Raw genomic sequence first — 24,959 nt, forward strand, 5'->3', positions numbered from 1 at the left:
GAGTGGACGCCGCAACCGCCCATTACCCAGTGGGCGCCCGAATCGCCAACCTCCCCTTGGACGTCGCCCCAGCCCGGCGCCTCGGACCCGACTCCTACCTCGGACCCGACGCACGCCGGTTCGCCCCCGCACGCCGGCTGGCCGCCTTACGCCGGTTCGCCCCCGCCCGCCGGCTGGCCGCCCCACGCCGGCTGGCCCCCGCCTCCCGGGGAGCCGCCGCAAGCTGGATGGCCACCGCACGCCGGGTGGCCGCCCCACGGTTATCCGCCGCCGTACGCCTACCCGGGTTACCCGCAGTCAAGCGGCGGCCAGAGCACGAGCGCCGGTCGGATCGTGGGGATCGTCGTCGCGGCCTTCGTGGTGCTGGTCGTGCTCGCCTGTGGCTGCCTCTGCGCGGGTGGTTTCCTGCTCGACGAGCCCGGCTCGGACCCGGTCGCCGGGGAGCCGTGGGTCGTTCCCGACGACGGTTGGACCGCACCCACCACACGTGCGCCCATTGCGGAGCGACCCAGCCCCGCGACCCCGAGCAAGCAGCCGATCACCCGGCCGACGTCGGGGCCGGCCCCGGTGACAGTGGTCTACGAGGTCAGCGGATCGGGCGAGGCCGACATCGCGTACTTCGACGCCGAGAGCGATCTGATCCACGTCGACGCGGCGAAGCTCCCCTGGCGCGCCACCATCCGGACCAATGGCCAGACCAGGGTGATGGTCGAGGCCACCGGGCCCGACATCAACAACGCCACGCCGATCGACTGCACCGTCACGATCACCGGCGTCGGCAAGCCGGTGGTCATCAAGGAACAGGGGCACTACAGCATCTCCTGCGCACCCGAATGAGGCGTGGCCGATCCCGCTTGATCGACACCGGTTCGCCGAGGTGGGGGTATCGGGATGCCGTCGATACCCCCACCTCGGCGATCTCGTGTCGATCAAGCGGGCGTGAGGGCGGGCGCGGGCGTGAGGGCGGACGTGGGTGAGGGCGGACGCGGGCGTGGGCGAACGCGAATGAGCCCGACGGGTCTGGGGTTCGGCCCCTAGGTGGCCTTAGGCTGGCGCAGGTGACGAGCACCGATGTCGACCCGCTGGTGGCCCGGATGCGGCCGTTCGGCACGACGATCTTCGCTGAGATGTCCGCCCTCGCCGTGCGCACCGGGGCGGTCAACCTCGGCCAGGGGTTTCCCGACACCGACGGCCCACCGGAGATGTTGGCCGCCGCGGCCGAGGCGTTGCGCGGCGGGCACAACCAGTACCCGCCCGGCCCGGGTATCCCCGCCCTGCGCGCGGCGGTCGCGGCCCACCAGCAACGATTCCAGGACCTGACGTACGACCCGGACGGCGAGATCGTCATCACCGCTGGGGCGACGGAGGCTGTCGCGGCGAGCATCCTCGCTCTCTGCGAAGCGGGTGACGAGGTGGTCTGCTTCGAGCCGTACTACGACTCGTACGCCGCCTCGATCGCACTGGCCGGGGCGGTCCGGCGACCGGTGACCCTGCGCCCGACGGCCGACGGCCGGTACGCCTTCGACCCGGCGGCGCTTCGCGCGGCGTTCGGCCCGCGCACCCGGTTGGTGCTGCTCAACTCACCGCACAACCCGACCGGCAAGGTCTTCACCCCGGCCGAGTTGGCCATGGTGGCCGACCTGTGCCAGGAGTTCGACGCGTACGCGGTCACCGACGAGGTGTACGAGCACCTGGTGTTCACCGACGCGGCGAACCCGCACGTGTCGCTGGCGACCCTGCCCGGGATGCGGGAGCGGACGCTGCGCATCTCCTCGGCCGGCAAGACGTTCTCCTGCACGGGCTGGAAGGTCGGCTGGGCGAGCGGTCCGGCGGCGCTGGTCTCGGCGGTGGTGCGGGTGAAGCAGTTCCTCACGTACGTCAACGCCGCGCCGCTGCAACCGGCGGTGGCCGTGGCGCTGGCCCTGCCGGACGACTACTACACCGGTTTCCGGGACGGGCTTGAGCAGCAACGTGACCAACTCGTCGACGGTCTCACCGACGCCGGTTTCGACGTGCTCAGCTCGGAGGGGACGTACTTCGTCACCGCCGACATCACCGCCCTCGGCGGCCGGGACGGGGTGGAGTTCTGCCGGTCCCTGCCGGAGCGTTGCGGTGTGGTGGCGGTGCCCACCCAGGTCTTCTACGACGACGTCGAAGCCGGCCGGCGGCTGGTCCGCTTCGCCTTCTGCAAGCGCCCCGAGGTGCTGACCGAGGCGGTCACCCGGCTACGCACGCTACGCCGCTGAGCTGGACGGGCTGGCTGTGGAGCTGACGATTCAGCTCCACAGCCTCCAACCGGACTACTACGTGGCGGGGCTGGCGGTGCGGACCTGCTCGGCGATCCGCTCGGCTACCTCGCGGGCGGTCGCCTCGGTGGCGGCCTCGACCATCACGCGCACCAGCGGTTCGGTGCCCGACGGGCGCAGCAGCACCCGGCCGGTCTCACCCAACTCGACCTCGGCCCGCTCGACCTCGGCGCGGACGGCGGGCGCGTTGGCGCCGACGGTCCGGTCGCCGACCGGGACGTTGATCAGCACCTGGGGCAGTTTGGTGACCACCGAGGCCAGCTCGGCGAGGGACTGGCCGGTGGCCGCCATCCGTGCCATCAGGTGCAGGCCGGTGAGGACGCCGTCGCCGGTGGTGGCGTGTGCGGGCATCACGATGTGACCGCTCTGCTCACCGCCGAGCGCCAGGCCGGAGGCGCGCAGCTCCTCCAGCACGTACCGGTCGCCGACCTTGGTCTCGATCAGCCGGATGCCCTGCGCGGACATCGCGAGCCGTAGCCCGAGGTTGCTCATCACGGTGGCGACGAGGGTGTCCTGCGTGAGGGTGCCGGCCTCGCGCATGGCCAGCGCCAGGATCGCCATGACCTGGTCGCCGTCCACCTCGTCGCCGTCGGCGCTGACCGCCACGATGCGGTCGGCGTCGCCGTCGTGGGCGATGCCCAGGTGGGCACCGTGTTGGACGACGGCCTCGCGCAGCGCCTCGATGTGGTTGGAGCCGCAGTCGTCGTTGATGTTCAGCCCGTCGGGCTCGGCGTTGATCGCCACGACCTCCGCGCCGGCCTCCCGGTAGGCGACGGGAGCGACCTCGCTCGCCGCGCCGTTGGCGCAGTCGACCACGACCTTGATTCCGTCCAGCCGGTGCGGCAGGGCGCCGACCAGGTGCTGAACGTAGTGGTCCGCACCGTCGAGCAGGTCGTGCACCCGGCCGACGCCGGCACCGATCGGCCGCTCCCAGGCGGTGGTGCTGTTCGTCTCGACGGCCGCCTCGATCTGCATCTCGATCTCGTCGGGCAGCTTGTGCCCACCTGCGGCGAAGAGCTTGATCCCGTTGTCCGGCATCGGGTTGTGCGACGCGGAGAGCACCACGCCGAGGTCAGCCTTGGCCTCGGCGGTGAGGAACGCCACCGCGGGGGTGGGCAGCACGCCGACGCGCACCACGTTGGCGCCCGCGCTGGTCAGGCCGGCCACCACGGCGGCCTCCAGCATCTCGCCGCTGGCCCGGGTGTCCCGACCGACGACAGCGAGTGGCGGGTGGCTGCGGTCCGTCTCGGCGAGTGTGTGCGCGGCGGCCACGGCGAGCGCCAACGCCAGCTCGGGGGTGAGATCCGCGTTTGCCCGCCCGCGTACGCCATCCGTGCCGAACAACCGACCCATACCCGCCAACCTCCGAATGAGCACAACAAGTGAGGAGAAAGCGGAACGGCCGACCCACCTCCCCGATCGGGGAGGCGGACCGGCCGTCCGTCAGAAGTACAACGCGCTGTGAAAGATCAGCGCTTCGAGTACTGGGGAGCCTTACGGGCCTTCTTGAGGCCGTACTTCTTGCTCTCCTTGACCCGGGCGTCCCGGGTGAGGAAGCCGGCCTTCTTCAGGGCCGGGCGGTCGTCCGGCTCGTTGACGATCAGCGCACGCGCGATGGCCAGCCGCAGCGCACCGGCCTGGCCGGTGGTGCCGCCGCCACGCAGGTTGGCGATGACGTCGAACGCCTCGGGCTTCTCGGCGGTGACCAGCGGGTCCTTGATGAGCTGCTGGTGCACCTTGCTCGGGAAGTAGGCCTCGAGGTCGCGACCGTTGCAGGTGATCTTGCCGGTGCCCGGGACGATGCGGACCCGGACGATGGCCTCCTTGCGCCGACCCACGGTCTGGATCGGGCGGTCACCACGCGGCGCGCGGGCAACGGGTGCCGGCGCCTCGGTAACCTCGGTGACCTCGGGGGCGACCTCGGTCTCGGTGATGTCGGTCATGCTGATTCCTTCGCCCGCGCTCACTGCGCGATCTGCTTGATCTCGAACGGCACCGGCTGCTGCGCGAGGTGCGGGTGCTCGGCACCGGCGTAGACCTTCAGCTTCTTGATCAGCTGACGGCCGAGCTTGTTGTGCGGGAGCATCCCCTTCACCGCGAGCTCGATGGCCCGCTCGGGGCGCTTGGTCAGCAGCTCATCGTAGCCGACCTGCTTAAGACCACCCGGGTAACCGGAGTGGCGGTAAGCGACCTTGGTGTGGCGCTTGTTGCCGGTCAGCGCAACCTTGCCCGCGTTCACGATGACGACGAAGTCGCCCGTGTCGACGTGCGGCGCGAAAGTCGGCTTGTGCTTACCACGCAGCAACGTGGCGGCGTGGGTGGCCAGGCGGCCCAGCACGACATCAGAGGCGTCGATGACGTGCCACTGACGCTCGATCTCACCCGGCTTCGGGCTGTACGTACGCACAGGTCTACCTTGTCTCGTCGTCGGTCTGGGGTCGCGCGCCGAGGTGACCAGATCTTGCAGGCCGGACCAGCGCGCACGAACGACCAAGCGTACCTGATGGGGCACGCCTCTGGATGTCGTACAACAGCAGGCAACGATACCCGGCGCCCGGTACGCAGGTCAAAACGGGGGTACGGTCCCCCGCGTCGACCCGCCGTCCGTGGCCCAGCTCACACGTTGGCCAGCCGACTGGCCCGGGGCCGCAGATAGACCACCCAGGTGACCGCGAAGCACAACGCGTACCAGCCGATGAAGGCCAGATAGGCAGCGTCGGCGTTGCCGGAGCCGAGGAACGACTGACGGAACGAGATGTTGACCAGCACCCCGCCGGACGCGCCGACAGCGCCTGCGATGCCGATCAACGAGCCGGTCATCCGCCGTGCCCACCGGGCGGCCGCCTCCGGGTCGCGGTGACCGGTGGCCACCGCGTCCGCCGCCCGGGCCCGGAAGATCGCCGGGATCATCTTGTAGGTGGAGCCGTTGCCGATGCCGGAGAAGACGAAGAGGGCGATGAACCCGGCGAGGTAGAGCCCGAACGAGCGTTCCCGGGCCGCGTACAGCACGGTGCCCGCGCCGGCCGCCATCGCGACGAAGTTCCAGAAGGTCACCCGGGCCCCGCCCAACCGGTCGGCCAGGTGCCCGCCCAGCGGGCGGATCAGCGAGCCGACGAGCGGACCGAGGAAGGTGAGCCAGGCGGCGTCGACCGGGGTGGGGAACCGCTCGGCGAACTGGAGCTGGAGAACCTGGCCGAAGGCGAAGCCGAAGCCGATGAACGAGCCGAAGGTGCCGATGTAGAGCAGTGACATGACCCAGGTGTGCGGGTCGCGGGCCGCCTCGCGCAGCGCGCCGGGCTCGTTGCGCGCGCCGGGCACGGTGTCCAACCAGCGGGCCGCCGCCAGCGCCGCCAGCACGATCAGCGGCAGGTAGACCGCCGGCACCAACCGGGGGTACGCGGCGCCGGCGGTGGCGAGGACCGCCAGCCCGACCAGTTGCACAGCGGGTACGCCCAGGTTGCCGCCTCCCGCGTTGAGCCCGAGGGCCCGGCCCTTGAGCCGCTCCGGATAGAACAGGTTGATGTTCGCCATCGAGGAGGCGAAGTTGCCCCCGCCCACGCCGGTCAGGCAGGCGAGCACCATCAGGGTGGAGTAGGACACCCCCGGTTCCAGCAGCACCGTCATCGGCACCGTGGGCACCAGCAGCATGAGGGCGCTGATGATCGTCCAGCGCCGTCCGCCGAAGCGGGCCACCGCCAGGGTGTACGGCAGCCGCAGCACCGCGCCCAGCGCGGCGGGTACGGCGGTGAGCAGGAACTTCCCGGCCGGGTCGATGCCGTAGGCCGGGCCGAGGAAGAGCACGGTGACCGACCAGAGGCTCCACACCGAGAAGCCGACGTGCTCGGCGAAGATCGAGACCCAGAGGTTGCGCCGGGCGATCGGCGCGCCCGTCGTACGCCAGAAGTCGGGGTCTTCGGGGCGCCAGTCGTCGAGCCGGCGCGCGCGGCCGGTGGTGGCCGGCGGCCCGGCGGCGACTGCGGTGCTGGTGAGAGTGCTCACGGCGACTCCTCCTCGTCGATGTGACGAGGAGGAACGCTAGGAACGCCGGGTTACCTGACAGTGCCCGTCGCGGGTCGGCCCGGAAACGGGGACCGCACCACGGGTCGGTGGCGGTGGTGAGGTGCCGCTCAGAGTTGCTGGAGGATGCGCAGCGCGCGGCCGACCCGGAGCATGGTGTCGGTGTCGGCGACGTCCACGCATTCGGTGAACCACTTCTTCATCGGCGAGGAGATGCGGTCGGGCATCACGACGTACCGGCCCATGGACACGGCGAGCGGCGAGTCGCGCAGCAGCGACTCCTCGACGACCTCGACCACTATCACGATGGGTACGTCGGTGGAGTTGTAGACGTCCGAGCTGACCACGAGCCCGAGTCGTTCCCGGGCGCCCTCGATGCGCCAGACCTCTCCCCTACGCAGCACGCGGTCGGCCGCCGGAGAGCAGGTCGTTGACCATGCCCACCTCGCGGGCGTCGGCGAGAGCGGCGGACTCCAGGTCGAGACCGGCTCGGCCCACGGCGGCGGCGTGCGCGGTGAAGACCTCACGCAGCGCCTTCTCGCGGGCGGCCTGGTCCATCCACGCGGAGAGCGACAGGCCCTCGCGTTTGGCGAACCGCCGGGCCTCCTCGATCGTCTCGTCGGTGAACGAGAGAGTCACCTTGGCAGTCATGCCGAGCAGACTACCCAGAGGTATGACCGACAGTCATCCCTGCGTTCTCCGGCTCACCCCCGGGCGGCGAAACGCACAAAACGGTGGTCTTCACGCGGCGCGACCGCCGAACACCGCGAACCGCCACTCCTTGAAGTAGCAGTCGACGTCGACCAGGCCGGCCTCGCCGAGCCACCGGCACTGGTCGGCCACGGTCGCCGGCCGATCGTGGCGCATCCGGCCCCGGGAGCCGGCGATCTCCTCGGGGGACGCGCCCAGTTCGGTGATCTGCTCCATCCACACCTCGTCGTAGCGCCGGTCCAGCTCCGGGGTCGGGCCGGCGACCTGCTCGGCGTTGACGAACACCCCACCCGGTGCCAGCGCGGCGGCGGCCCGCCGGTAGAGCGAGCGCTTGCCGGCGTCGTCCAGGTGGTGGATCGCCAGCGCGCTGACCACCGCGTCGTACCGGCCCGGCGGCAGCTCGTCGGCCAGGTCGGCGTGGACCGTCAGGTACGGCACGGACCGCGCGTCCAACTGGTCGGAGGCTCGGGCGAGCATCGCCGGCGCTCCGTCCACCAGGGTCAGCCGGACTCCGGGCACCGCCGCGGCGAGCAGCAGCGAGAGCAGACCGGTGCCCGCGCCCAGATCCAGAACCTGCGGGGTACGCCCGGCGGCGAGCGCGGCCCGCAACGGCGGCGCGGCCACTCGGACGGCGGTGCCGTAGAAGCTGTCGAAGCAGGGCACCAACCGCCGGCGCGACTCGTCGTAAGTGCCGGCCACCGCGTCAAAAACGTCCGTCACGCTCATCGCCATCTCCCAAACTTTGAGACTATTTTCCCACATTATAAGCGCTGCACGGTGAGCGGACCTCATCCTGGACACGCGAAAAGACCCCCGGTTCCCTGGACCTCCAGGACACCGGGGGCGGTTGGTGCTGCGCTGGTCAGCCGACGGGACCGATCGCCTTCGCCAGGTTGACGAAGCCGGCCCATGCCGCCGGTTCGAAGGTCAGCGTCCCGCCGTCGCGGTCTTTGGTGTCGCGAACGAAGACGACGCCGGGAAGGTTGTCAGCGACCTCGACGCACGAGCCTCCGTTGTTTCCGCTCTTTGTGCTCTTACGCCACTGCGCGCCGGTCAGGTCCATGATCCCGCTGCTTTCCTGATCAGGTCGAGGGACTGTTGACGGGAAAGGGCTTCACTTCTGATGCGTTCCCACCTGTGATTGAGCGTAGCAACGTCCGCAGCTCCATTAAGGATCTGCGCCCGCACCTGGCTGTCGATATGTGCGACCTGCCCGCCGTCGGGCAGCTCGGCCACGATGAAACCCCCGCCAAGGCCCGGATACATCCCGACGTCTTGCGGCACTACGAGCACCTGCACAGCGGGCAGTGCCGCGCATTGCGCAAGGTGGGCGACCTGCTCACGCATCAATGACCGGTCGCCATACGCCGATTGGTACAGGACCAGTTCGTGGACGACTGCGACCAGAAGGGGTGGACGTTCGCGGCGAAGGATGGCCTGGCGGTCGATGCGGGAGGCGACCACATCGTCAACTTCGCCAAGCGTCAACGCTTCGCCCGTCAACGTCGCCCGCGCATACGCGTCCGTCTGCAAGAGGCCAGGCACCCAGGTGTGCTCGAACCACCGGATCGCAACGGCTTCGCGTTCCCAGTCGACCCACTCGCGCAGCCATTGCGGCTCGCGCCGCTTGAGGACATCCGGCCAGAGGTCCCCAACGTCCCTCCCAAGGAGCGCGGCCAGCTTTGCGCGCCGACGGGGCTGCGGCACGCGTCCCGGGCTTATCCACCGCGCTGCCGTTTTCGGATCCACTCCCGTCTGAGCTGCAAGACTCTCGGCTGTCTCACCAGCTTCGGCCATGGCCAATTGAAGTGCATGGTTCATCCCGCCTCCACGAAGAACGTCCCGAACGTCCCCGGGAATAGAGCTACGTCGTGTACTGATCCCATCGCTCTCGGCAATGTAACCGGCAGACGGCGCGGCCGGTAGGGACGCGAGACCTGGCGGACGTGTTCGTGTCGGGGCCGCCCTTGGCCTGCCACAGATCTTGGACAGTTTCCGTTCTCACGTAACGGAAACTGTCCAAGATCTCTGCGGGTGAGCACCACGGGGCGGCCCCTTCCCACAGTGACGACCAGGGGAGATAGCGCCGTGCCGGATGAGCCGCACGATCGGAGACCCGAGCCGAAGCCCACGCCACGGAGGCCGCACACGGGCGACGTCCTGCACCTGACCCGCGCGGCGAGTGTGCAGTTCATGCGCCCGATCGTCGTTCGGGTGATCCGCGTTCTCGACTGGCCGACGTACGACGGGTGGCTGTGGCTTGACGGTTACGAGCTGTCCGCGAAGGGTGCTGCGGTCGCGCGCCGAACCCTGTTCGTGATGTCGGCGGGCTTGATCTGGCCGGACACGCCCGCCCCGGCGGGCCGTCCGTCAACCACCCGCACTCCCGTCAGGCGCGGTCCGGTGAGTGTTCGATGAACCGCCGACCTCGCCCGCACCAGCCGATACGCCCGGCGTGGCTCTGCCGTAACTGCGCGGCGCCCTGGCCGTGCGCGCCGGCTCAGCTTCACCTCGCGACCGAGTTCTACGGCCATTCGATCGCCCTGGCGTTCTACCTGGCAGCGAACATGCAGGACGCGGTTCACGACCTGTACTCCCTGGGCGTTCACCCTGACCCGCGGGCACTCCACGCCCGGTTCCTCGGCTGGCTGTCACTGACCCGCCGACCACACCGCCACGACGTGCGCTGACCGCCTGCGGGGTGACACGCGCTTCCACTACTCGTACCCTCCGACGCGCTCGCTGCCCCGGTGCGGTGTGAGCCCCACTTGACAGGACCGAAACAGAAGGGACCCGGACCGGAAACCGCTCGGCGGCACGCTTTCCCGACATGACAGACGGTGCACGGTCGGCAACTCGACCGGGGTCCACACCCCGGGAGGTGGCGACGCACTGCCCATACTGCGCCTTGCAGTGCGGCATGACGCTGCGCGAGGACGACACCGGGGTGACGGTCCACCCCCGCCAGTTCCCCACCAACCGGGGCGGGCTGTGCCAGAAGGGGTGGACCGCCGCCGAACTGCTCGACCACCCGGAGCGGCTGACCACCCCGCTCCTGCGCGACCCGGCCAGCGGCGAGCTGCGCCCGGCGAGCTGGGACGCCGCGCTCGACCGGATCGTCACCGGCATCCGCGCGATCCAGGACGACGCCGGCCCGGACGCGGTGGCCGTCTTCGGTGGCGGCGGCCTGACCAACGAGAAGGCGTACGCGTTGGGCAAGTTCGCCCGGATCGGGCTACGCACCCGGAACATCGACTACAACGGACGGTTCTGCATGTCCTCGGCCGCGGCCGCCGGGATGCGCGCGTTCGGCATCGACCGAGGGCTGCCGTTCCCGCTCGCCGACCTGGGCCGGGCTGACACACTGCTGCTGGTCGGTGCCAACCCGGCGGAGACCATGCCGCCGCTGGTGCGCTGGCTCACCGAACAGCGCCGCAACGGCGGCCAGCTGATCGTCGTCGACCCCCGGGTCACCGCGACCGCCCGCCAGGCCGACCTGCACCTGCAACCGCTGCCCGGCACCGACCTCGCGGTGGCCAACGCGCTGCTGCACATCGCGCTCACCGAGGGTTGGGTCGACCGCACCTACGTGGCCGAGCGCACCAGTGGTTTCGAGGCGGTCCGCCGGGCCGTCGCCGCATGGTGGCCGGCCCGCGCGGAACAGCTCTCCGGGGTGCCGGTGGCCGACCTGGAGGCGACCGCCCGCGCGTTGGGCACCGGCGGACGCGTGATCATCCTGACCGCGCGCGGCGCCGAGCAGCACGCGAAGGGCGTGGACACGGTCACCGCGTACGTCAATCTCGCTCTCGCCCTCGGCCTGCCCGGCCGGGACGGTTCGGGGTACGGCTGCCTCACCGGCCAGGGCAACGGCCAGGGCGGGCGGGAACACGGGCAGAAGGCCGACCAGCTCCCCGGCTACCGGAAGATCGACGATCCGGCGGCCCGGGAACACGTCGCCCAGGTCTGGGGGGTGACAGCCGACGAACTGCCCGGGCCGGGTGTGCCGGCCTACCAGTTGCTCGACTCGCTCGGCACTCCGGACGGCCCCCGGGCGTTGCTGGTCTTCGGCTCCAACCCGGTGGTCTCCGCGCCCCGGGCGACCCGGATCGAGCGGCGCTTGCGTGACCTCGACCTGCTGGTCGTCGCCGACCTGCTGCTCTCCGAGACGGCCGCGCTGGCCGACGTGGTGCTGCCCACCGCGCAGTGGGCCGAGGAGGACGGCACGATGACCAACCTGGAGGGCCGGGTGCTGCGCCGTCGCGCGCTGCGCAACCCCCCACCGGGCGTTCGCACCGACCTGGCCATCATCTCCGACCTTGCCGCCCGGCTGGCCGCCGCCGAAACGGCCGCCGCCGAAGCGCCCGGCGCGGAGGCGCACGCCGCCGAAACGGCCGCCGCCGAAGCGCCCGGCGCTACGCCAGCCGGCACCGGACCGGCCGGCGCGCGGCCGGAAGCCGTTGCGGCAGCACGGTTCCCGGCCGACCCGGCCACCGTCTTCGCCGAGCTGCGTCGCGCCTCCGCCGGTGGGGCGGCCGACTACGCCGGTATCAGTTGGGCCCGGATCGACGACCAGGACGGCGTCTACTGGCCCTGCGGCACCGAGGACGGGCCGGACACGCCACGGCTCTTCGCCGACCGGTTCGCGACCCCGGACGGGCGGGCCCGGTTCCACACCGTCGACCATCGGCCCGCCGCCGAGGAGGTCTGCGCGACGTACCCGCTGCACTTCACGACCGGCCGGGTGCTGACGCAGTACCAGTCGGGCACCCAGACCCGACGCGTGGCCGCGCTGCGGCGGGCCGCCCCGGAGGCGTTCGTCGAGTTGCACCCCGACCTGGCCGCTCGCCTGGGCATCGACGACGGCGACGCCGTGAAGGTCACCTCGCGGCGGGGCGAGTTGTGCGCCCCGGCCCGGCTCAGCGCCGGGATCCGACCGGACACGGTGTTCGCCCCGTTCCACTACGCCGGGGCGGGACGGGCCAACTCGGTGACCAACGACGCGGTCGACCCGATCTCCGGGATGCCCGAGTTCAAGATCTGCGCGGTCCGGGTGGAGAAGGCATGAGCGGCCGGGTGGTGATCGTCGGCAACGGCATGGCGGGCGCCCGCCTCGCTGGTGAACTGCACGCCCGGGAGGGGGACCGGAAGGTCACCGTGCTCGGGGCGGAGCCGCACCGCGCGTACAACCGGATCCTGCTCTCCACGCTGCTGGCCGGCCGCATCGACGAGCCGGACGTGGAGCTGACCGAGGCCGCCGGGCACGGCATCGACCTGCGCACCGGCGTGCCGGTGACCGCTATCGACAGGTCCGCGCGGGAGGTCCACACCGACGGCGGCGAACGCATCGGGTACGACCACCTGGTGCTGGCCACGGGCGCACGGGCGGTGGTGCCACCACTGCCCGGCCTCGATCCGGCGGACCTCCCGGAGCGGGTGGTTCCCTTCCGGACCCTGGACGACTGCCGGCGGATCCTCGCCGCGGCGGACGGCGCGCGCAGCGCCCTGGTGCTCGGCGGCGGTCTGCTCGGTCTGGAGGCCGCCCGGGGCCTGGCCAGCCGGGGGTTGGCCACCACTGTGGTGCACCCGAGGGAGCACCTGATGGAACGGCAGCTCGACAGGGCTGCCGGTGCCGTGCTCGCCGGCACACTCGCCGGATTCGGCGTCACAGTGCAGCTCGCGGTGCCGGCGACCGGCGTGGCCGCCGACGCCGACGGCGTTCGCCTCGACCTCGCCGACGGCCGGACGCTGCACGCCGACCTGCTGGTGCTCTCCTGCGGCGTACGCCCGGACACCGCCCTGGCGCGGGCCGCCGGGCTGACCGTTCGGCGCGGGGTGGTGGTGGACGACCGGCTTCGCACCGACGACCGATCCATCTCGGCGATCGGCGACTGCGCCGAGCACGACGGTGTGCTCAGTGGGCTGGTCGCGCCCGCCTGGGCCCAGGCGCGGGTGCTCGCGGACGTGCTGACCGGGACGGACCCGTTGGCACGGTACCGGCCCCAGCCGGTGGTGACCCGGCTCAAGGCCGCCGGGATCGACCTCGCCTCGATGGGTGACCCGGCCAGCGGCGGGCCGGGCGAGGAGCTGACCTTCACCGACCCGACCCGGGGCACGTACGCCCGGTTGCGGATCCGTGACGAGCGGCTGATCGGGGCGATCCTGCTCGGCGACAACCCGGCCGTCGGGACGGTGATCCAGCTCTTCGACCGTGGTCACCCGGTCCCGGCCGACCGGCGGGCACTCCTGTTGGGCCGGGCCCTGGGCACGGCCGGCGTGACCCCGGCCGCGTCACCGGCGCTGATGCCGGACGCGGCCACTGTCTGCCAGTGCAACACGGTGAGCAAGGGCGCACTCGTACGCAGTTGGCGCTCCGGAGCCCGGACTGTCGACGCGGTGGTGGCGGCGACCCGGGCCGGCACCGGCTGCGGCGGCTGCCGGGACGCGGTGGGCGGCATCGTCGACTGGCTGAGCCAGGCGGAATCGGTGGAGGTGACGCGATGAACGGCGGCGATCTGGTCGTCATCGGCAACGGCATGGTCGGGCAGCGCTTCGTCGACGCGCTGCGCGCTCGCGACCCGGAGGGTCGCTGGCGGGTGACGGTGCTGGCCGAGGAGCGACGCCCGGCGTACGACCGGGTGCGGCTCTCGGCGTACTTCGACGGGGTCAGCGAGAGCGAACTCAACCTGTACACGGCGCACGACGGGGTGCGGCTGCGGCTGGGCGAACCGGCAACCGCCATCGACCGGGCGCGGCGGGTGGTGACCACCGACGCCGGCGAGTACCGGTACGACGCGCTGGTACTGGCCACCGGGTCGTACGCGTTCGTGCCGCCGGTGCCCGGGGCGGAGCTGCCCGGGGTCTTCGTCTACCGGACACTCGACGACCTGGCGGCGATCCGGTCGTACGCGGAGGGTCGGCGGGTCGGCGCGGTCATCGGCGGCGGGTTGCTCGGGTTGGAGGCGGCGAACGCGTTGCGGCTGCTCGGCCTGAGCACCGACGTGGTCGAGTTCGCGCCCCGGCTGATGCCGGTGCAGGTGGACCAGGCCGGCGGGGCGATGCTGCGGCGCTACGTCGACGAGTTGGGCGTACGCACCCATCTCGGGGTCGCGACCAGCGCGATCCGTCCGGGCCCGGACGGCGCGGTGGCCGCGCTGGAGTTGTCCGACGGCGGCGCGATCGACGCCGAGCTGGTGGTGGTGGCGGCCGGTATCCGGCCCCGCGACCGGCTGGCCCGGGACGCCGACCTGCCGCTGGGTCCGCGCGGCGGGGTGCTGGTCGACGAGACCTGCCGCAGTGTCGACGAGCGGATCTGGGCGATCGGTGAGTGCGCGGCGGTCGACGGCACCTGTCACGGGCTGGTGGCGCCGGGGTACGCGACGGCCGAGGTGGTGGCCGACCGGCTGGTCGGTGGCGCGGCGACGTTCCCGGGCGCGGACACCGCCACGAAGCTCAAGCTGCTCGGGGTCGACGTGGCCTCGTTCGGCGACGCGCACGGTGTGACCCCCGGTTGCCTGGACGTCACCTTCACCGACCCGGCCACCCGGGTCTACGCGAAGCTGGTCCTCTCCGACGACGCGCACACCCTGCTCGGCGGCGTGCTGGTCGGTGACGCCAGCGCGTACCCGACGTTGCGGGCCAGTGTGGGCGGCCCGTTGCCGGCGGCGCCGCTGGCGCTGCTCGCCCCGGACGGCGGCGGGGCGGACGCCGGTGCCCTGCCCACCGACGCGCAGGTCTGCTCCTGCAACGCGGTGACCCGGGGCGACGTGGACGCCGCCATCGCCGGCGGCTGCGCGGACGTGCCGGCGTTGAAGGCGTGCACCCGGGCCGGCACGAGCTGCGGTTCCTGCGTACCGATGCTGAAGCAGCTCCTGGACGCGGCCGGGGTGGAGCAGTCCAGCGCGCTCTGCGAGCACTTCGACGTCAGTCGCCGCGAGCTGTTCGAGATCGTCCGCGTACGCGGCATCCGCACGTTCTCCCGGCTGGTCGCCGAACACGGGCGGGGGCGCGGCTGCGACATCTGCAAACCGGTGGTGGCGTCGATCCTCGCGTCGCTGGGCAGCGGGCACGTGCTCGACGGTGAGCAGGCGTCGTTGCAGGACACCAACGACCACTTCCTCGCCAACCTGCAACGCGACGGCAGCTACTCGGTGGTGCCACGCATCCCGGGCGGCGAGATCACCCCGGAGAAGCTCATCGTGATCGGCGAGGTCGCCCGGGACTTCCAGCTCTACACGAAGATCACCGGCGGGCAGCGCATCGACCTCTTCGGGGCGCGGGTCGAGCAGTTGCCGCAGATCTGGCGGCGACTCGTGGACGCCGGCTTCGAGTCCGGTCACGCGTACGGCAAGGCGCTGCGGACGGTGAAGTCCTGTGTCGGCGAGACCTGGTGCCGGTACGGCGTACAGGACTCGGTGGGGTTGGCCGTCGCCCTGGAGCTGCGCTACCGGGGGCTGCGCGCCCCGCACAAGCTCAAGTCGGCGGTCTCCGGCTGCGCCCGCGAGTGCGCGGAGGCCCGCAGCAAGGACTTCGGCATCATCGCCACCGAGACCGGCTGGAACCTCTACGTCGGTGGCAACGGCGGCTTCCGGCCCCGGCACGCCGACCTGTTCGCCACCGACCTGTCCACGGAAACGCTGGTCACGCTGATCGACAGATTCCTCATCTACTACATCCGCACGGCCGACCGGCTGCAACGCACCGCCGGCTGGATCGAGGCGATGGACGGCGGCCTGGACCACCTGCGCTCGGTGATCGTGGACGACTCGCTCGGGCTCTGCGCCGAACTGGACGCGGCGATGGCCCAGCACGTGTCGTCGTACTCCGACGAGTGGCGCGACGTGCTCGACGACCCGGACCGGCTGCGCCGCTACACGTCCTTCGTCAACGCACCCGACGTGCCCGACCCGTCGATCACCTTTGCCCTGGAGCGCGGCCAGCCGGTGCCGGCGCGGGGCGACACCCCCGCCGACGGTCACCGCCGTCGACCGGTCACCCTCGGCCTACCGGAGGTACGGCGATGAACCAGACCATCACGCTGAGCTGGACAGCTGTCTGCACCCTCGACCGCCTCGAACCGGACCGGGGGGTGGCCGCCCTGGTCGACGGCACACAGATCGCGCTGTTCCGGACGGCGGACGGGTTGTTCGCGATCGACAACCGCGATCCGGTCTCCGGGGCGTACGTGCTGTCCCGGGGCATCGTCGGCAGCCGCGGCGGAGTGCCGACAGTCGCCTCGCCGCTGCACAAGCAGGTGTACGACCTGCGCAGCGGGCACTGCCTCGACCTGCCCGGGGTGGCCGTGGCCCGGCACGACGCACGGTGCCGCGACGGTCTGGTCGAGGTACGGCTGCGACAGGAGGGTTGATGCGGGAGGAACTGGCGGGCTTCACCATCGGGGTGACCGCCGACCGGCGGCGCGACGAGTTGGCCGCGTTGCTCGAACGGCGGGGCGCACGGGTGGTGCTCGCCCCGGCGCTGCGGATCGTGCCGCTCTCCGACGACACCGAGCTGCGCGAGGCGACCCGTGCCTGCCTCGACCAACCACCGGACATCCTGATGGCCAACACCGGCATCGGCATGCGGGGGTGGCTGGAGGCGGCCGAGGGCTGGGGGTTGGGCGAGCCACTGCGCTCGGTGCTGGCCAGCTCGTACGTGGTGGCCCGCGGGCCGAAGGCGCGCGGCGCGATCCGTGCGGCCGGGCTGCACGACCAGTGGTCGCCGGCCTCGGAGAGCTGCGACGAGGTGGTGGACCACCTGCGTCGGCGGGGCGTGGCCGGGCAGGTGATCGCCATGCAGTTGCACGGTGAGCGGCAACCCGACTGCACGATGGCACTGGAGGCGGCCGGCGCGACGGTGATCGAGGTGCCGGTCTACCGCTGGGCTCCGCCGACCGATCCGGCACCACTGCACCGGTTGATCGACCTGATCGCCGGCCGGCTGGTGGACGCTGTCACCTTCACCTCGGCACCGGCGGCCGAGGCGCTGCTGCGCGCGGCCGGGGACCGTACCGACGCGCTGCTCTCCGCGTTCCGCAGCGACGTGCTCGCCAGCTGTGTCGGCGCGGTGACCGCCGAGCCGCTGCTCCGACGCGGGGTGCCGGTGAGCGCGCCGGGTCGGGCCCGACTGGGGGCCCTGGTACGGACCATCGTCGACGAGCTGCCCCGCCGGACCGTGACGTTCAAGGCCGGCGGGCACCTGTTGACGCTGCGCGGGCACGCCGCCGTGATCGACGGAGAGCTGCGGCCACTCGCCCCCGCGCCGATGGCGGTGCTACGGGCCCTGGCCCAGTCCCCCGGCCGGGTGCTGTCCCGCACGGCGTTGCTGCGCACGCTGCCCCGAGGGGCGGACGAGCACGCCGTGGAGATGGCTGTCGCCCGCCTGCGGGCCGGCCTGCGCGCGCCCCGAGTGGTGCAGACCGTCGTGAAGCGCGGCTACCGCCTCCGGGTGGACTGACGCGTCGCGGCCAGCCGGTGGACACCGGCCGGCCGGGACACGACAGGTCAGCCGACCGGCGCGGCGAAGCCCCGCCCGTGCTCCGCCTCGAGGCGGAGCATGGCGTGCTCGACCACCGTCACCAGCACCTGCTTGACCGACTCCCGGTGCCGGGCGTCCGTCATCACCAGCGGCACCTGCGGCGAGATGGCCAGCGCCTCGCGGACCTCCTCCAGCTCGTACTGGGGAGCGCCGTCGAACCGGTTCAGAGCCACCACGTACGGCAGGTTGCGGTTCTCGAAGTAGTCCAGCGGGGCGAACGCGTCGGTGATCCGGCGGGTGTCCACCAGCACGGCGGCACCCACCGCGCCTCGGATGATCTCGTCCCACATGAACCAGAAGCGGGTCTGACCAGGCGTACCGAAGAGGTACAGGATCAGGTCCTGGGCCATGGTGATACGGCCGAAGTCCATGGCGACCGTGGTGGTCTCCTTGCCCGGCACCTTGGACGGGTCGTCGATACCGACGCCCGCCGCGGTCATCAAAGCCTCGGTGGTCAGCGGTGTGATCTCGGAGATCGCCCCGACTAGTGTCGTCTTACCGACGCCGAAGCCGCCCGCGACGACGATCTTCGCGGAGACGATTCCCCGGCCCGGCCGCCCCCCAGCGGGGTCATAGCCTGCGAAGTCCACTTAGCACCCTTCCAAGCAGTTCCATCCGCTCCTCGAACCCCTCGGCGGGAGCAGCAGTGTGTAACGTCAGCAGGCTCTCGGCCACCATGTCGGCGACCAACACCCGGGCGACGCCCAGCGGCATCCGGGTGTACGCGGCGATCTCCGCCAGCGACTGTGCTCGGCCCTCACAGACCGTGGCGATGCGGTGCTTGTCATGCCCTGCGAAGCGGGACTCGGCGACCTGGGTGAGAGACGCGGTGAGGACGGCCTCGAGGGCGATGTCCTGCCGGGGCTCGGTACGACCGCGGGTGACCGCGTACGGGCGCACCAGCGCACCGCGCGGGTCAACGCGCCGTTGGTCCATCCCCGATCACCTCCTCGTCCCCCGTGAAGTCGGCGGGTGCCGGCTCCGGTCTCTGGCTCGGCGCACCGATCGCGCGCCGATTACCGCTGCTAGGAACGCACCGCGTCCCGTGGCAGCGGCACCAGCGCGGCGCCCACCCGCTCGACCAGCAGCGCCATCTCGTAGCCCACCTGGCCCACGTCGCAGCTCCGCGCGGCCAGCACGGCCATCGACGAGCCGTCGCTGATCGACATCAGGAAGAGGTACCCGCTGTCCATCTCGATGACTGTCTGCAACACCCCGCCCGCGCTGAACATCCGGGCCGCGCCCTCGGTCAGGCTCACCACGCCAGAGGTGATCGCGGCGAGCTGGTCGGCCCGGTCCCCCGGAAGATCCCGGGAGGACGCGAGCAGCAGCCCGTCGGCGGACACCGCCACCACGTGGGCGATACCCGCCACGCTGTCGGCGAAGTTGGTGAGCAGCCAACCCATGTCCTGCATGGCAGCTGGCCTGTTCATCGGCTCTCCTTGGTCGAGGTGCTGTTCAGGTCCGTTCCGGCCGTCCGACCGCGCTGTACGCCGCGGTGGTAGGCCGACAGCAGACCACGTACTTCATCCGGGGTCCGCCGGCTGCGGTCCCGGCCGCTCTTCGGTTCGATGCCGCCCGGCACGAGCTGTGCCTGTGGCACCCGCTTGGGCAACCCGGATCGGGTGGTCCCGGCCGGGGCCGGCTCGGCGGCCCGACTGGCCCGCGACCAGCCCTCGTCCGCAGCCGTCCGCCAGGCTTGCGGGTCCGCGGACGGCGCGCTGGGCGCTGCGGCCGGCTGGGCGGCCGGAGGCGGAGTGTACGACGGAGGTGCCGAGGGGGGCGTGCCGAGACCGCCCGTGCTCGCGCCGCCGAGACCCCCGCCGCCCGAGGCGGCGGCACCGTCGGTGTTGGACGTGCCCGGGGTACGGGTCGGCAGTTTCGGCCGGGCCGGCGCGGCTGCCGGCACGGGAGCGGCAGTCGGCCGGGCGTCGCCGCGCGTACGCGGACCGGCGTCGGCCGAAGCCGCCGTGGTCGCCGGCGGCTCGTCGAAGTTCGGCCGGGTGAAGATCGCGGTGGCGTCGTCGCCGTGCGACCGGAACCAGACCGCCTCCATCTCCCGGAAGATCGGCGCTTCGGCGGGGAAGTCCGGACGGGTGCTGACCGGTGCGGCGGGCACCGACGGGGCGGCGGGCGGTGCCACCGCGCCGAGTCCGGCGACCGGCCCGACCGGCAGGCCCGGGTTGACGGCGCGCCCGTCCTCGGCTTCCGAGGTCGAGCCGCGCCGGGGCAGCGGGTCGATGGTCGGGTAGGCCACCGTGGGACTGCCCGTCGAGGCGCCAAGCCCGTTGCCGTACGAGGGCCGCGCCGGCGGGAGCGGCGCCACGGGCGCCGGGGCTGCGGGTGCCGGGGCTGCGGGTGCCGGCGGCACCGTGGAACGCGTGCCGGCGTACCCACCGGCTTGCACCGCCGGAGTGGTGTCCCGCGAATCCAGTGGGGACTGCCACTGCGGGGTCGCCGGCGTGCTGGTCCGCCACTGGTCCGGCAGCGTCGCCGCCGAGGTCGCGGCGCCGGCGAACTGCTCGGCGTGACCGGCCGGCGTGAGCGGCGCCTGCTCAACGGCCATCGGCTGACGCGGGCGGGTGAGCGCCTGGTCGCGGCCCCGGCTGCTGGGCAGCACGACGGTGGCGGCGGGCAACGTCACCTGGGCGACGGTGCCGCCCTCCACGTTGCGACGCAGCTCCACCCGGATGCCGTAGCGGGAGGCGAGCCGGCTGACCACGGCCAGACCCATCAACCGGAACGCGGCGACGTCGACGCTCGGCGGGGCGGCCAGCCGGCGGTTGAGCGAGTCGAGTTGCTCATCGGTGAGGCCGAGCCCGCGGTCCTCGATCTGGATGAGGACGTAGTCGCGGATCCGGCGACCATCGGCGACCACTGTGGTGTTCGGCGGCGAGAACCGGGTGGCGTTGTCGAGAAGCTCGGCGACGAGGCGTACCACGTCGTTGACCGCGTGCGCGGCCACCGAGATGTCGGTGTCGACAGTTCCGAACTCGATGCGGTTGTACAGCTCCACCTCGGACTGGGCGGCCCGCAGGACGTCGACCACCAGGGCGTCGTCGCGACGCGGTACGGCGGAGTCGGCACCGGCCAGGACCAGCAGGTTCTCGTCGTTGCGGCGCATTCGAGTGGCCAGGTGGTCCAGCTCGAAGAGCTGCGCGAGCCGCTTCGGGTCCTCCTCGCCACGCTCGATCGCGTCCAGCTCACCGATCATCCGGTCGACCAGGGTCTGACTACGGCGGGCCAGGTTGAGGAACATCGCCGAGACGCTGGTACGCAGCGCCGCCTGCTCGGCCGCGACCCGTACCGCCTCGCGGTGGACGACGTTGAAGGCCACCGCCACCTGACCGACCTCGTCGCGGCTGTTGAGCTGGATGGGGTCCCGGACCTGGCGGACGATCTCGTCCACCCCGCCGTCGCCCACGCTGCCCATCGTCTGCAACCGCTGCACGGCGTCCGGCAGGTCGTGGTTCGCCACCGAGAGGGCGCCCTCACGCAGCCGGCGCAGCGAGTGGTTGAGCGATCGGGCCAGCACCACGGCCAGCGTCACGGCGATGATCAGCGTCAGCAGCACCAGCACCGACTCGACGATGGCCTGCCGGATGACGTCCGAGCGCGCCTCGTCGGCCTGCTGGAGCAGTCGGTCCTGAAGTTGGATCTCGGCCCAGCGCATCAGGTCGTTCACCGCGCCGATGGCGGCGGTGGCGTCCTGCGCGCTGACCAGCGGGCGCTGCCCGACCGAGCGGGTGATGTCGGTGGCCACCCGGTCGGCCAGACCGACCGCGTCACCCGAGACGGTGCTGTCGACGAGTGCCCGCTGCACCGGGTCGGCGGCCAGGGAGAAGGAGACCAGGGACTCCTGCTGACTGGTCAGCGTCGCCACGAAGGAGGAGAACTGCTCCGAGTCGAGCTGACCCGCCGTCAGCGCGGTGAAGGCGACCGCCTGCTCCTCGGCCACGGAGGCCTTGGCGCGGGCGAAGGCGGCGACCGCGCGCCGGCTGTCCGCGAGGCTCTCGGAGCCGGGCAACTGGGCCAGGCCGTCGCCGTACGCGACCAGGTCGGTGAGGATGACGCCGTAGCGGAGGACCGCCTCGGCGACCGCCATCTGCCGGCGGTCCAGAACCTCCTGGCGGGTGCCGTCCAGAGTGGCCAGGTGCTCGTCGATGACGGCGAGTCGCTCGCGCAGGGCCGCCGGCACCTCGCCGACCCGGCCCCGCTCGGCGCGGTACTCGTCCACCTGTTGCTGCGTCTGACGGACCCGCAGGTTGTACGCGTCCGCCGGCTGCTGCGGCGTGGCCAGGTAGGCCGCCGCGGCCATCCGCTCGCTCTGGAGATCCTGCGTGAGGGCGCTGACGTCGACGGCGAGTGCCGTCAACGCACGGGCTCGGGTGGCGTCGAGGGCACCCTCGCCGACGGTGATCAACCGGACCGTGGCCAGCGCGATCACCGCCGCCACCGGGACGACCAGGATCAGCGCCAGCTTGGACCGAATTCGTGCGTCCCGCAGTCTGGGCAACCGTCGGCTCGGACGCCGAGTGTTGTCGCCGAGTGTGGGCAGGGCCGTCGGTCCGGTGCTCACGACATCGCCTCCGTCGTTTCTTCCCCGCCTGACCCGCCGAGCCATGCCGTAAGCGGAGGGGACCACGCGCGGCACGGCCGCGATTTCATCAGAAGAGATCGGATTTGGGAAGCCGCAGTGAGGTAGGAAACGGTCGGACGGAGCGCATCCCATGTTCCGGGCAACTGATACCTTCATTTCCGCAAGCCCCTGAACAGGGCATGTGACTCCAGAGTGGTCACGCGTGTGTGCAAAGTGAGCTTTTGCAAACATTGCGTTACCCCAGCATGTGGGATGACCGTCCCGAAAGCGATGCCGGGGTCCGCGCTTGACCACAGCGCCGGCCATTGGCAAGGTTTTGCAGGCTTCGCGCACACCGTACGGCAGAGAAGATCCCGCCCTCCACTGAGGACGGTTTAGCGGCGGTGACCGGGCAGCGCCCGCGCCCGCACCTGGAGGACTGAGTTGAGCCCCATCCGCTCCGCGACCATCGCGGCGCTCGCATCGGCCGTAGTGGCCACCACGCTCACCGGCTGCCAGTTCGGTGAAGCGGACACGGACACGAGTCCGATCGTGATCGCCGTCGACCTCGAACTGTCCGGCGCCGCGGCCCCCGTCGGCCGGACATACCAGCGAGCCCTCGAACTCAAGCGCGATCAGTTGAACTCCTCCGGAGCACTCAACGGCCGGAAGATTGAACTGAAGTTCAAGGACAACCGTTCCGACGCCGCCGAGTCGCTTCGCAACATCGCGGACTTCAGCAGCGATTCTCAGGTCAGCGCCATCATCATGGGCGGCTGCAACGAATGCGCGCTCGGTGCCGTGGGGACCATCAACGAGAAGCGGATTCCCACCATTGCGCTCGCCGCTTCCGGCGCGGTCGCCAGCCCGGTCGCCGAACGGCGCTACGTGTTCAAGCTGGGCCCCAACGCCGCCGACAGTGCCGCCGCACTCACCACCGAACTGCGACGTAACAACGTCCGCAAGGTGGGGGCGCTCGTCAGCGACGACGACTACGGCCGGGAGGGCATGGCCGCGCTCAAGAGCGAGTTGCAGAAGGCCAACATCACGCTCCGCGAGCAGAAGGCCAAGATCACCGACACCGACGTGAACCAGCAGGTCCGGTCGCTCGCGTCGAACAAGCCGGACGCCCTCGTCTTCTGGACCCCGCCGGAGCAGGCGATGCTGGCCGCGACCAGCGCCCAGCAGACCACCTTCCGTGGGTCGCTGTTCTTCGACGCCGGGGCCGCCGGCGACCTCTTCCTCGGCGGCGCGGCCAAGGCCACCGAGCGTGCGACGCTGATCTTCACCCAGACGATGGCGATCGACGACGTGATCGCGACCACGCCGGCCAAGGCCGCGCGGCGGCAGTGGTTCCAGGACTACACGGCACGCTTCGGCGGCTACAACGGGGCGTCGTCCTTCGCCGCGGACGCCGTCCAGCTCATCGCCGACGCGGAACTGCGGGCCGGTGGTGAGATCGGCAAGGTGGACCGCGACGGCCTCCGGGACGTGCTCGAAACGTCGCAGATGGATGGCCTGTCCGGGCCGATCCGGATGACGCCGGACAACCACAGCGGCCTGATGCCGCAGGCACTCACCACCCTGGTCGCCCGTAACGGCCGCTGGAGGTTGGCGGGGTAACGGTCGGGCTCTCTCGTGGCTGTCTGGTTTGTCGTGTGCCGGGCGGGGGGTGTGGCCGACCGTCCCCGGCTCCGGGCGGTCAGGCTTGATCCCTCCGCCGGGCACGGTCGGCCACACCTGACTCGCCTGCGGCTCTGACGGAAGGGCCGGCTCCCCAGTGGGGGCCGGCCCTTCGCGTTTCCTTGGGTTGATCTTGGATGGTGTTCAGGTGCCGGTCTTGGTCTTCTTTGTGGTCAGCGGCTGCTGGTGGTTTCGCGGACCCAGGGCAGGGCCATCCGCTCGGTCAGCAGGAGCGCCGAGTAGAGCAGGATGCTCACCAGCGCCACCAGCATGATCGCCGCCCACGCGGTGGCGGTGTCGCCGACGCCGGCGTACTGCGTGATGACGAAGCCGAGGCCACTCTCGCCGGCCTGGAACTCACCGATCACCGCCCCGATCGCAGCCAACGGCATGGCCACCTTGAGCCCGACGAAGATCTGCGGCAGCGCGGCCGGGAAACGCACCTTCCGGAACGCCTGCCACCGGGACGCGTTCCAGGACCGCACCAGCTCGGCCAGGTCGGCCGGCGTGGTGGTCAGGCCGGTGGCGGTCGAGAGCACGATCGGGAAGAAGCAGAGCAGGAACACCATGGTGAGGATCGGCGTCTGACCCCAGCCGAATGCCACCACCAGCAGCGGGCCCAACGTGATCTTCGGCACCGCGTTCACCGCGACCAGGAGCGGGGTGAACATCCGCTCGACCGTGCGGGAGCTGGCCAGGGAGAGTCCGAGCAGGACACCGGCGGCGACCGAGAGGGCGAACCCGTACAGGATCTCCAGCATCGTGTCCCAGGTGTGCTCCAGCATCTGGGCGGGCTTGTCGACGAACGCGGTGAGCACGTCGCCGGGCGGCGGCAGCGCCGCGGGGTGGATCAGCTCCAGCCGGGCGGTCAGCCACCACACCGCCAGAGCAATCAGGAGGCCGACCGCGGGCAGGGCCGCCCCGGCTCCGGCCCGGAGACCGGCACCTCGACCCGCACGCCCCGACTCGGGGCCGGCACCCGGGGTCGGGGTCGCCGCCACCGCCGGGTCCGCTGACCGGACGTCGGTCATCTTGTCCTCCTCGAAATCTCACGGCCCCGGTGGGAGCCGACGAGCGACGGGGGTACGCCCCACCGGGATCGGCGGAACGTACCCCCTGATGACGACCGG

At 71.5% G+C, this 24,959-nt stretch carries 23 protein-coding genes; 9 read left to right on the forward strand and 14 right to left on the reverse strand.

What is annotated here, in order from left to right:
• Positions 1-333: 333 nt before the first annotated feature.
• The gene (locus tag O7631_RS01200) at positions 334-837 is read left to right on the forward strand and encodes an MmpS family transport accessory protein (protein WP_278142653.1); all 504 of its coding nucleotides are present in this window, start codon (positions 334-336) and stop codon (positions 835-837) included.
• 221 nt (positions 838-1,058) lie between these two features.
• Positions 1,059-2,246, forward strand: coding sequence for a pyridoxal phosphate-dependent aminotransferase (locus O7631_RS01205; RefSeq protein ID WP_278142654.1), 1,188 nt, complete (start codon positions 1,059-1,061; stop codon positions 2,244-2,246).
• 57 nt (positions 2,247-2,303) lie between these two features.
• Here O7631_RS01205 and glmM read toward each other — a convergent pair whose 3' ends face one another.
• The 9 genes from glmM to O7631_RS01250 form a co-directional block, all read right to left on the reverse strand.
• The gene (gene glmM, locus O7631_RS01210) at positions 2,304-3,659 is read right to left on the reverse strand and encodes a phosphoglucosamine mutase (RefSeq protein WP_278142655.1); all 1,356 of its coding nucleotides are present in this window, start codon (positions 3,657-3,659) and stop codon (positions 2,304-2,306) included.
• Positions 3,660-3,775: 116 nt separating this feature from the next.
• Positions 3,776-4,249: a 30S ribosomal protein S9 gene (rpsI, locus tag O7631_RS01215; protein WP_269682337.1), complete on the reverse strand. Its 474-nt coding sequence runs from the start codon at positions 4,247-4,249 to the stop codon at positions 3,776-3,778.
• A gap of 20 nt (positions 4,250-4,269) precedes the next feature.
• Positions 4,270-4,713: a 50S ribosomal protein L13 gene (gene rplM / locus O7631_RS01220; protein WP_088987625.1), complete on the reverse strand. Its 444-nt coding sequence runs from the start codon at positions 4,711-4,713 to the stop codon at positions 4,270-4,272.
• Positions 4,714-4,922: 209 nt separating this feature from the next.
• Positions 4,923-6,305 carry a nitrate/nitrite transporter gene (locus tag O7631_RS01225; protein WP_278142656.1) on the reverse strand — a complete coding sequence of 461 codons (1,383 nt, stop codon included), beginning with the start codon at positions 6,303-6,305 and terminating at the stop codon, positions 4,923-4,925.
• A 128-nt stretch (positions 6,306-6,433) separates the two neighbouring features.
• On the reverse strand, positions 6,434-6,727 hold the full coding sequence (locus O7631_RS01230; RefSeq protein WP_145778937.1) for a hypothetical protein: 294 nt from the start codon (positions 6,725-6,727) through the stop codon (positions 6,434-6,436).
• A complete protein-coding gene (locus O7631_RS01235) occupies positions 6,717-6,974 on the reverse strand; it encodes a DUF6364 family protein (protein WP_088950199.1) in 258 nt (85 codons plus the stop codon). Before O7631_RS01235 ends, O7631_RS01230 begins: the two co-directional genes overlap by 11 nt.
• Before the next feature lie 90 nt (positions 6,975-7,064).
• Positions 7,065-7,760 (reverse strand): methyltransferase domain-containing protein, encoded by a 696-nt coding sequence (locus O7631_RS01240; protein ID WP_278142657.1) that lies wholly within the window; start codon positions 7,758-7,760, stop codon positions 7,065-7,067.
• A gap of 136 nt (positions 7,761-7,896) precedes the next feature.
• Complete coding sequence (locus O7631_RS01245; protein ID WP_278142658.1) at positions 7,897-8,097, reverse strand: DUF397 domain-containing protein; 201 nt, start codon at positions 8,095-8,097, stop codon at positions 7,897-7,899.
• Entirely contained in the window at positions 8,088-8,855 is a 768-nt protein-coding gene (locus O7631_RS01250) for a helix-turn-helix transcriptional regulator (RefSeq protein WP_278142659.1), read from the reverse strand. The genes O7631_RS01245 and O7631_RS01250 overlap by 10 nt, the downstream gene beginning before the upstream one ends.
• A gap of 372 nt (positions 8,856-9,227) precedes the next feature.
• Here O7631_RS01250 and O7631_RS01255 point away from each other — a divergent pair, with 372 nt between their 5' ends.
• The 6 genes from O7631_RS01255 (at position 9,228) to O7631_RS01280 (ending at position 17,486) form a co-directional block, all read left to right on the forward strand.
• Entirely contained in the window at positions 9,228-9,452 is a 225-nt protein-coding gene (locus tag O7631_RS01255) for a hypothetical protein (protein ID WP_278142660.1), read from the forward strand.
• A gap of 412 nt (positions 9,453-9,864) precedes the next feature.
• Complete coding sequence (locus O7631_RS01260) at positions 9,865-12,099, forward strand: molybdopterin oxidoreductase family protein (protein ID WP_278142661.1); 2,235 nt, start codon at positions 9,865-9,867, stop codon at positions 12,097-12,099.
• Complete coding sequence (locus O7631_RS01265) at positions 12,096-13,535, forward strand: FAD-dependent oxidoreductase (RefSeq protein ID WP_278142662.1); 1,440 nt, start codon at positions 12,096-12,098, stop codon at positions 13,533-13,535. The genes O7631_RS01260 and O7631_RS01265 overlap by 4 nt, the downstream gene beginning before the upstream one ends.
• A complete protein-coding gene (nirB, locus tag O7631_RS01270) occupies positions 13,532-16,054 on the forward strand; it encodes a nitrite reductase large subunit NirB (RefSeq protein ID WP_278142663.1) in 2,523 nt (840 codons plus the stop codon). Before O7631_RS01265 ends, nirB begins: the two co-directional genes overlap by 4 nt.
• A complete protein-coding gene (nirD, locus tag O7631_RS01275) occupies positions 16,051-16,398 on the forward strand; it encodes a nitrite reductase small subunit NirD (RefSeq protein ID WP_269682327.1) in 348 nt (115 codons plus the stop codon). The genes nirB and nirD overlap by 4 nt, the downstream gene beginning before the upstream one ends.
• The gene (locus tag O7631_RS01280) at positions 16,398-17,486 is read left to right on the forward strand and encodes a uroporphyrinogen-III synthase (RefSeq protein ID WP_145778926.1); all 1,089 of its coding nucleotides are present in this window, start codon (positions 16,398-16,400) and stop codon (positions 17,484-17,486) included. The genes nirD and O7631_RS01280 overlap by 1 nt, the downstream gene beginning before the upstream one ends.
• Before the next feature lie 47 nt (positions 17,487-17,533).
• Here O7631_RS01280 and O7631_RS01285 read toward each other — a convergent pair whose 3' ends face one another.
• The 4 genes from O7631_RS01285 to O7631_RS01300 form a co-directional block, all read right to left on the reverse strand.
• Positions 17,534-18,157, reverse strand: a complete 624-nt coding sequence (locus O7631_RS01285) for an ATP/GTP-binding protein (RefSeq protein ID WP_145778925.1) — start codon at positions 18,155-18,157, stop codon at positions 17,534-17,536.
• Positions 18,138-18,503, reverse strand: coding sequence for a DUF742 domain-containing protein (locus O7631_RS01290; RefSeq protein ID WP_088950207.1), 366 nt, complete (start codon positions 18,501-18,503; stop codon positions 18,138-18,140). The genes O7631_RS01285 and O7631_RS01290 overlap by 20 nt, the downstream gene beginning before the upstream one ends.
• Before the next feature lie 89 nt (positions 18,504-18,592).
• Positions 18,593-19,000: a roadblock/LC7 domain-containing protein gene (locus tag O7631_RS01295; protein ID WP_007465177.1), complete on the reverse strand. Its 408-nt coding sequence runs from the start codon at positions 18,998-19,000 to the stop codon at positions 18,593-18,595.
• Complete coding sequence (locus O7631_RS01300; RefSeq protein ID WP_278142664.1) at positions 18,997-22,146, reverse strand: sensor histidine kinase; 3,150 nt, start codon at positions 22,144-22,146, stop codon at positions 18,997-18,999. The genes O7631_RS01295 and O7631_RS01300 overlap by 4 nt, the downstream gene beginning before the upstream one ends.
• Positions 22,147-22,614: 468 nt before the next feature.
• Between O7631_RS01300 and O7631_RS01305 the strand changes: the two genes are divergently transcribed.
• Entirely contained in the window at positions 22,615-23,769 is a 1,155-nt protein-coding gene (locus O7631_RS01305) for an ABC transporter substrate-binding protein (protein WP_278147810.1), read from the forward strand.
• Positions 23,770-24,002: 233 nt separating this feature from the next.
• Here O7631_RS01305 and O7631_RS01310 read toward each other — a convergent pair whose 3' ends face one another.
• Positions 24,003-24,860: an ABC transporter permease gene (locus O7631_RS01310; protein WP_269682324.1), complete on the reverse strand. Its 858-nt coding sequence runs from the start codon at positions 24,858-24,860 to the stop codon at positions 24,003-24,005.
• Positions 24,861-24,959 lie beyond the last annotated feature (99 nt).

The sequence above is a fragment of the Micromonospora sp. WMMD967 genome (assembly GCF_029626165.1).
GTDB classification, from domain to species: Bacteria; Actinomycetota; Actinomycetes; order Mycobacteriales; family Micromonosporaceae; genus Micromonospora; species Micromonospora taraxaci.

Excerpts from the sequence above, each read along its gene's own strand:
- glmM (WP_278142655.1), bottom strand. The coding sequence starts at position 3,659 with ATGGGTCGGTTGTTCGGCACGGATGGCGTACGCGGGCGGGCAAACGCG.
- rpsI (WP_269682337.1), bottom strand. The coding sequence starts at position 4,249 with ATGACCGACATCACCGAGACCGAGGTCGCCCCCGAGGTCACCGAGGTT.
- O7631_RS01235 (WP_088950199.1), bottom strand. The coding sequence starts at position 6,974 with ATGACTGCCAAGGTGACTCTCTCGTTCACCGACGAGACGATCGAGGAG.
- O7631_RS01240 (WP_278142657.1), bottom strand. The coding sequence starts at position 7,760 with ATGAGCGTGACGGACGTTTTTGACGCGGTGGCCGGCACTTACGACGAG.
- O7631_RS01245 (WP_278142658.1), bottom strand. The coding sequence starts at position 8,097 with ATGGACCTGACCGGCGCGCAGTGGCGTAAGAGCACAAAGAGCGGAAAC.
- O7631_RS01250 (WP_278142659.1), bottom strand. The coding sequence starts at position 8,855 with ATGAACCATGCACTTCAATTGGCCATGGCCGAAGCTGGTGAGACAGCC.
- O7631_RS01255 (WP_278142660.1), top strand. The coding sequence starts at position 9,228 with ATGCGCCCGATCGTCGTTCGGGTGATCCGCGTTCTCGACTGGCCGACG.
- O7631_RS01260 (WP_278142661.1), top strand. The coding sequence starts at position 9,865 with ATGACAGACGGTGCACGGTCGGCAACTCGACCGGGGTCCACACCCCGG.
- O7631_RS01265 (WP_278142662.1), top strand. The coding sequence starts at position 12,096 with ATGAGCGGCCGGGTGGTGATCGTCGGCAACGGCATGGCGGGCGCCCGC.
- nirB (WP_278142663.1), top strand. The coding sequence starts at position 13,532 with ATGAACGGCGGCGATCTGGTCGTCATCGGCAACGGCATGGTCGGGCAG.
- nirD (WP_269682327.1), top strand. The coding sequence starts at position 16,051 with ATGAACCAGACCATCACGCTGAGCTGGACAGCTGTCTGCACCCTCGAC.
- O7631_RS01280 (WP_145778926.1), top strand. The coding sequence starts at position 16,398 with ATGCGGGAGGAACTGGCGGGCTTCACCATCGGGGTGACCGCCGACCGG.
- O7631_RS01290 (WP_088950207.1), bottom strand. The coding sequence starts at position 18,503 with ATGGACCAACGGCGCGTTGACCCGCGCGGTGCGCTGGTGCGCCCGTAC.
- O7631_RS01295 (WP_007465177.1), bottom strand. The coding sequence starts at position 19,000 with ATGAACAGGCCAGCTGCCATGCAGGACATGGGTTGGCTGCTCACCAAC.
- O7631_RS01310 (WP_269682324.1), bottom strand. The coding sequence starts at position 24,860 with ATGACCGACGTCCGGTCAGCGGACCCGGCGGTGGCGGCGACCCCGACC.